Annotated in this window: 9 protein-coding genes and 1 pseudogene (2 of these 10 running past the window's edge); all 10 read right to left on the reverse strand. The window is 68.7% G+C overall.

Going from position 1 to position 5,779, the window contains the following annotated elements:
* Positions 1–57, reverse strand: a pseudogene (locus tag ACFE99_RS07560) (type III pantothenate kinase); it reaches 687 nt to the left of the window's first position.
* On the reverse strand, positions 1–143 hold a 143-nt coding region (locus tag ACFE99_RS07565), incomplete at its 3' end, for a type III pantothenate kinase (protein ID WP_375483932.1). The pseudogene ACFE99_RS07560 and the gene ACFE99_RS07565, both read right to left, overlap by 57 nt.
* A 2-nt stretch (positions 144–145) precedes the next feature.
* Positions 146–553: an aspartate 1-decarboxylase gene (gene panD / locus ACFE99_RS07570; RefSeq protein ID WP_375483934.1), complete on the reverse strand. Its 408-nt coding sequence runs from the start codon at positions 551–553 to the stop codon at positions 146–148.
* On the reverse strand, positions 553–1,494 hold the full coding sequence (gene panC, locus ACFE99_RS07575; RefSeq protein ID WP_375483937.1) for a pantoate--beta-alanine ligase: 942 nt from the start codon (positions 1,492–1,494) through the stop codon (positions 553–555). Before panC ends, panD begins: the two co-directional genes overlap by 1 nt.
* Positions 1,491–2,378 carry a Rossmann-like and DUF2520 domain-containing protein gene (locus tag ACFE99_RS07580; RefSeq protein WP_375483939.1) on the reverse strand — a complete coding sequence of 296 codons (888 nt, stop codon included), beginning with the start codon at positions 2,376–2,378 and terminating at the stop codon, positions 1,491–1,493. The genes panC and ACFE99_RS07580 overlap by 4 nt, the downstream gene beginning before the upstream one ends.
* A gap of 111 nt (positions 2,379–2,489) precedes the next feature.
* Positions 2,490–3,965 (reverse strand): DUF6779 domain-containing protein, encoded by a 1,476-nt coding sequence (locus ACFE99_RS07585; protein WP_375483941.1) that lies wholly within the window; start codon positions 3,963–3,965, stop codon positions 2,490–2,492.
* Between the two features lie 129 nt (positions 3,966–4,094).
* Positions 4,095–4,571: a DUF3180 domain-containing protein gene (locus ACFE99_RS07590; RefSeq protein ID WP_375483943.1), complete on the reverse strand. Its 477-nt coding sequence runs from the start codon at positions 4,569–4,571 to the stop codon at positions 4,095–4,097.
* Positions 4,571–5,101: a 2-amino-4-hydroxy-6-hydroxymethyldihydropteridine diphosphokinase gene (gene folK, locus ACFE99_RS07595; protein WP_375483945.1), complete on the reverse strand. Its 531-nt coding sequence runs from the start codon at positions 5,099–5,101 to the stop codon at positions 4,571–4,573. The genes ACFE99_RS07590 and folK overlap by 1 nt, the downstream gene beginning before the upstream one ends.
* The gene (gene folB / locus ACFE99_RS07600; protein WP_375483947.1) at positions 5,098–5,502 is read right to left on the reverse strand and encodes a dihydroneopterin aldolase; all 405 of its coding nucleotides are present in this window, start codon (positions 5,500–5,502) and stop codon (positions 5,098–5,100) included. Before folB ends, folK begins: the two co-directional genes overlap by 4 nt.
* Positions 5,495–5,779, reverse strand: the 3' portion of a protein-coding gene (gene folP / locus ACFE99_RS07605; RefSeq protein WP_375483949.1) for a dihydropteroate synthase. Its footprint extends 564 nt past the window's final position; the window shows 285 of its 849 coding nt (coding positions 565–849); the start codon falls outside the window, past its right edge — the gene reads right to left on this strand; it ends in the stop codon at positions 5,495–5,497. The genes folB and folP overlap by 8 nt, the downstream gene beginning before the upstream one ends.

Genomic DNA, 5,779 nt, shown 5'->3' on the forward strand with positions numbered 1-5,779 from the left:
TCGATGGTCAGCGCCAATTCGTCGGCGGTGACCTCCGACTCGGTGCGAATGCGCCACTGCTGCACCACTTTTGCGTGGTCTTTGGACCCGGAGATCAGCCCCACCACGGTATGCGTGTTTCGGACGTCGATTGCGAGGAGCACGACTACCGCGGGGATAGGAGTTCGGACGCGTCGGCGGGCACGAATGCCGGATCATGGCCCAGGTCGATCGGGCGGTTGTGCTTGTCGACGAAAACGATCCGCGGCTGATAGCTCCGGGCCTCAGCATTGTCCATGGTCGCGTAGGCGATGAGGATCACCAGATCGCCGGGATGCACCAGATGCGCTGCCGCGCCGTTGATCCCGATGACGCCGCTCCCCCGTTCCCCGGTGATGGCGTAGGTGACGAGCCGAGCACCGTTGTCGATGTCGACAATCGTGACCTGCTCACCCTCGAGCAAGTCCGCCGCGTCCATCAGGTCGGCGTCGATGGTCACCGAGCCGACGTAGTGCAGGTCGGCTTGGGTGACGGTTGCCCGGTGGATCTTCGACTTCAGCATTGTCCGTAACATCAGTTCCTCCAAGGTGATTCGCAGGTCCGATTACCGGCGGGCGCCTGCCCGTTGCTGTCGGCGTGAGTACCAATTTCGATAGCGATGTTGTCCAGAAGCCTGGTATTGCCGACCCGGGCCGCGACCATCAGCCGACCCGGGCCGCAGGAGGGCGCGGGGCCGAGCACGGTGTCGCGCACCTGCAGGTAGTCGACCGCGATCGAGGGGACCGAGTCGAGCACGGCACGAGCGGCGGCCAGCGCGGCACTCGTGCCGCTAGAGGCGGCATGCCTGCCGGCCACCATGGCCGCCGACAGCGCCGCGGCTGCTTCCCGCTGCGCAGGGTCGAGATAGCGGTTGCGTGACGACATGGCCAGGCCGTCGTGTTCACGGATAATCGGCACCGCGACAACCTGCACGTCGAGATTCAGGTCTGTCACCATCTGCCGTACCAGCACCAACTGCTGATAGTCCTTCTCCCCGAAGAACACTCGATCGGGGCGCACAATGTGCAGCAGTTTGAGCACTACGGTCAGCATGCCGGCGAAATGCGTTGGCCGAGCGGCTCCTTCGAGGTCGGAGCCGAGCGGACCCGGATGCACCGCGGTGCGCGGACCGTTGGGATACATGGCCGCGACGGTCGGGGTGAACGCCACCTCGACCCCTTGATCTCGCAGCAGCGCCAGGTCGTCGTCGATGGTGCGGGGGTAGGCGTCGAGGTCTTCGTCGGCGCCGAACTGCAACGGGTTGACGAAGATCGAGACCACCACGACGGAGCCTGGGACCCGCTTAGCCGCGCGGATCAAGCTCAGGTGTCCATCGTGCAGCGCACCCATGGTGGGCACCAACATCACTCGCCGACCGGTGTGTCGCAGCGCCCGGCTGACCTGTGCGACGTCGGCAGGCGCCGAGTACACGTTGAGTTCGCCGGCGGTGAACTTGGCCGCGTTTTTGGGGATCACCGCGCCAGCACCTCGAAAACGGCCTCGGAAGCATGCGCGCGCTGCGCGGTGCGCAGCGCGTTGTCGCGGTACGCCTGGGCCAGCGCCGGCGCGACGCCGTCCAGTGCGGCCAAATGGCTTGCCAGGGTGGCGACGTCGCCGCGGGCGACCGGTCCGGTGAGCGCGGCCTGGCCCTGTTCCAGGGTGTTCTCCAGCGCGGCCCGGGCCAGTGGCCCGATGATTCGTTCCGCGATGCCGTCGGGGTCATCGAGGCCCAGTTCTCCGGGCAATGCGGCGCGCAGTGCGTCCAGTGCGTCGGCGAGCACGGTGACGATGTGGTTGCCGGCATGGGCCAGCGCGGCGTGGTAGAGCCGGCGGGCGTCTTCGCGGATTCGGAACGGCTCGCCACCGATCTCGAGGACCAGTGACTGCGCGACCGCGTAGCCGACGTCATCGGCGGCGGTGATGCCGAAGCAGGTGTCCGCCAGGCGGGCGATGTCATCGTCGGAGCCGGTGAAGGTCATCGCGGGGTGGATGGCCAACGGAATGCAGTCGGTCAGCGGGGCCAGCACGCCGATGCCGTTGGGACCCGATGTGTGCGCGACGATTGTGCCCGGCTGCACCGCCGATGTGGCGGCCAGCCCGGACACCAGCCCGGCCAACTCAGTGTCCGGCACCGCCAACAGCAGGAGCTCGGCGCTGCCGGCGACGTCCGGGGCGGAGGCTATCTGGGTGTCGGGCAGCCAACGCTCGGCCCGTTGCCGCGATGCCTCAGACACAGCGCTGCACGCGACCACGACATGGTCGACGCGCTCCAGCGCGACACCCAGGGCGGTGCCCACTCGGCCGGCGGAAATGATGCCCACCTTCAGCCGGGCCGGACGCAGCCCATCGAACTGCCCCATCGCAGACGAAGCCTCGCAAGTCTCTTGGTTCGTTCCAGTCCCGCGGCGCGGGTACCGGACGGTCGTTATGACTTTACCGTGGCGACGACGGGAGCCGCGAAGTGGCTTTGCTCACTCTTCGCGGCGGCGACGCCGGCCGCCGGTGGGCTGGGCTTGCAACCGCGCCAGCAGCTCGGCGACCGATTGACCACCCGAAGGTGGCCCCTCCGAGGAGTCATCCCCGCTGCGGTGTCGGGCCGGAAGCTCAGGCGGCGGGGGTGGCGGCGCGGATGGCGGCGTCGGCGTTGCAGCGCCGTAGCCCTCGAAATCGGCCGAATGGCGGGGCCGCTGACTGTTGCCCCAAGGAGCTGCCGCTCCGCCGAGCGGGGGAACCGGTGGTTCGGCTGCGCCGGCATGTCGACCGCCCGGCGGCGCCTCGGGACCGGGCTGAACGACGGTAGACGACCCGTTAGCGACGTTGCCGACGGCATGGCGCCGCTCTGCCTGATCGGAAACCCAGTTGCTTCCCGGCGCCCCCGGGGGCAGCCATTGGCCCTGCGAGCTGATCGGCTGCCCTTCGTTAGCCGGTTGGCGACCATGCCGCGCCTCGTCGGGCGGGGCATACCACTCGCGCGGCGGTGGCTCTGGTTCCGCCTGCGGCGCCATGTGCCGGGGTTCGACCCGCGGCGAAGACGGTGGCGTCGGAACGTCATGCTGAGGCTCGAGATGGCGCTGAGGCTCGGCATGGCGCTGCGGCTGCGACCGCTCCTGCGTAGACCAGCCGCGTTGCTCGGGCTGTCCTGCTCGCGACCAATCAGCCTGATCGGGTTGCCGCGCCCGTGGCGACCAGCCGCTGGCGTCTGTTGGCCGCCCATGGGAACCGCGGTACCCCTTGGTCGGGTAGGCCTCGGAAGCAGGCGCACGGGTCTCGGCCGCCCGATATGCCGCGGTCGCTGGATACCCCTCGGCCGCGGGTTCGGGCGCCGCCATTCGGGGCGGGAGCAGTGGTTCCTCGGGCACGTCGATGATCGAGCTGTCTTCGGTCTGGTTGGCGGCTTCTTCTGCCCGCACCGAGGCCACCCGATTGACCCGATCGCGCGGGCTCTCGTCTTCCCGATCCCACTCGCTGTAACCGCGCACCGTGGTGCGGTCGGTTTCCAGGGCAGGCCGCTGACTCAGCTCGGCATCGAACAAGATCTCGAGGTTGGTGCGCAGCGCGGCCAGTTCCGCCCGCAGCGCCGCCACCTCGTCGGCAGCCTGGGCACGCAGTTCCGACGCCAGCTCACGACGCAGCTGGGATTCCACGGTCAACTCGTATTCGCGACGAGCAGAGATCTCCCGATCCAACTGCAAGTCGTAAACCAGTTTGAGATCCCGCACCCGCGCCTGGTCCATGTCGCTTTGCCGGCGGTAGATCACCGACACGAATGCCGCGCCGACGGCGGCCCACAGCGCCAGAATCACCGCGAGCTTGAGCAGTTCCACCCGATTGGTGAACACCAGTGCGGAACTGGCCCCGATGGCGAGGACCAGCAACGCCGTCAACAGCAGCCAACCCGGCCTGCGGCCGCCGCGCCGGACCCGGGCGCCGCGGGACAGAACGGTCATGGCCTGACTGTACCGGGCCAGCGTCACTGCGCGTGTCGTCGCGTCCCGGCGATTCTCACCTGCCCTGATTGCCCGGTTCGCGCTCGGGCCGCTTCGCTGCGGGCCTCGTGGTCGTGCCGCGGGCCGCGGCTAAGTTTCGGCGCGGTTGCCGCGTTCGGTGGGATCGCTCGGCGATTTGCAGCAATGCTGTAGCCACAATGCGGCAACTACCAGAGCCAGTGCGCAGGCTGCCGCGACCACCGCGCCGGTGGTGTCCTCGCCGGCGACCCGCAGCGTGGAACGCCGCGGTAGCAGGTACACCAACACCCCGATCCACCAACCCAGCACCACGGCGCCCACCCACGCCGACGCCTTGGCGATGACCACGCTTCGCGCTACCGCCAGCGGATGTAGCCAGCCGGGTCCGTCGCCGATCTCGCCGTCGCTGATCTTCGTGCGCACATATCGGCCCCACAGCGCCTCGGCCGCGGCCACGGCGAGCAGCGACACGCCCGTGAACACCCTGATCGGCGGAAACCACCGGTACAACAGCACCACCAGCAGATAGCCGACCACCGCAGCGCCGATCACCGCGCCCGTCAGGTCACGTTTTCGGGTGGGGCCCATCAGTTTCCTGACGTCCGCGGTGTGAGCACCAAATGAGTTCGTCGCACACCGGCACGATCGGCAGGCTCCAGCTCGGCCAACAACTGGGCGACCCGCCGCTTTCGTCCGGCCACTGTCAGCTCGGCGTCCGGGTCGATGGCAAGCCACGGGACCATCACGAACGCCCGCAGGTGAGCCAGCGGGTGCGGCAGGGTCAGGCCGTTGTCGCGGGAGAACAGCTCGGTGTCGTCGTCGTAGCAGGCGATCAAGTCCACGTCGAGGCTGCGTGGGCCCCACCGCTGGCCACGCACGCGGTCGGCTGCCCGCTCAAACGCCTGCGCGCGCCGCAACCAGGCGTGTGCGTCGCACGCCGGTTCGTCGGCGATCAGCACCGCGTTGAGGAACGGCGCTTGGTCCACGCCGCCCCACGGCTCGGTCTCGTAGACGGGCGAAACGGCACACACCGACTCGCCGAGCCCGTCGACCACCGACTGCAGCCGGGCCAACCGGTCACCCAGGTTGGACCCGATCGACAGCACCACGCGAGTCACGGCCGCTGGCCTCCGGCCGGCACCACCGATCCGCGGCCGCCGCGCCGTGATCGGCGCGCCACCACCGCGACGTCGGCGAAGGTCTGCGGTATGGGGGCGGCTGGCTTGTGGACGACCACCTCGACGGCGTGCACCCGTGAATCGTTCATGACGTCGTCGGCGATCTCGCCGGCGACGGTTTCGATCAGCTTGCGTGGCGGCCCGGCCACGATGTCGGCCGCCCGCTGAGCCAGCATGCCGTAGTCGTAGGTGTCGGACAGGTCGTCGCTGGCGGCGGCGTCGGCCAGGTCGATCCACACGGTGATGTCGACGACAAAGTCCTGGCCGTCGGCGCGCTCCTGCTCGTACACGCCGTGGCGACCGCGAACAGTCAAGCCGCGCAACTCGATTCGATCAGCCATCAGACCCGCCTTGTTTCCAGGCCTCGGCGACCTTCAGCGCATCGACAGTAGCCCGCACGTCATGCACCCGCACACCCCACACCCCGTGCAGGGCGGCCAAAGCGGAGATCACCGCGGTGGCGGTCTCCCGTCCATCCGGTGGGCGCAATGTCCCGTCAGGGTCAGCCAGCAGCCTGCCGAGAAACCGTTTCCGGGATGCACCGACAAGCACGCGGATACCGGTCGCGACGAACTGCGGCAGCGCATGCAGCAGCGCCCAATTATGTTGTGCCGTCTT

It is taken from the genome of uncultured Mycobacterium sp. (assembly GCF_964249325.1).
GTDB lineage: Bacteria > Actinomycetota > Actinomycetes > Mycobacteriales > Mycobacteriaceae > Mycobacterium.

What these genes read in the sequence shown, in the direction of transcription:
- ACFE99_RS07590 (WP_375483943.1), bottom strand. Translation starts at nt 4,571, where the DNA reads ATGGGCCCCACCCGAAAACGTGACCTGACGGGCGCGGTGATCGGCGCT.
- panD (WP_375483934.1), bottom strand. Translation starts at nt 553, where the DNA reads ATGTTACGGACAATGCTGAAGTCGAAGATCCACCGGGCAACCGTCACC.
- ACFE99_RS07585 (WP_375483941.1), bottom strand. Translation starts at nt 3,965, where the DNA reads ATGACCGTTCTGTCCCGCGGCGCCCGGGTCCGGCGCGGCGGCCGCAGG.
- folB (WP_375483947.1), bottom strand. Translation starts at nt 5,502, where the DNA reads ATGGCTGATCGAATCGAGTTGCGCGGCTTGACTGTTCGCGGTCGCCAC.
- ACFE99_RS07580 (WP_375483939.1), bottom strand. Translation starts at nt 2,378, where the DNA reads ATGGGGCAGTTCGATGGGCTGCGTCCGGCCCGGCTGAAGGTGGGCATC.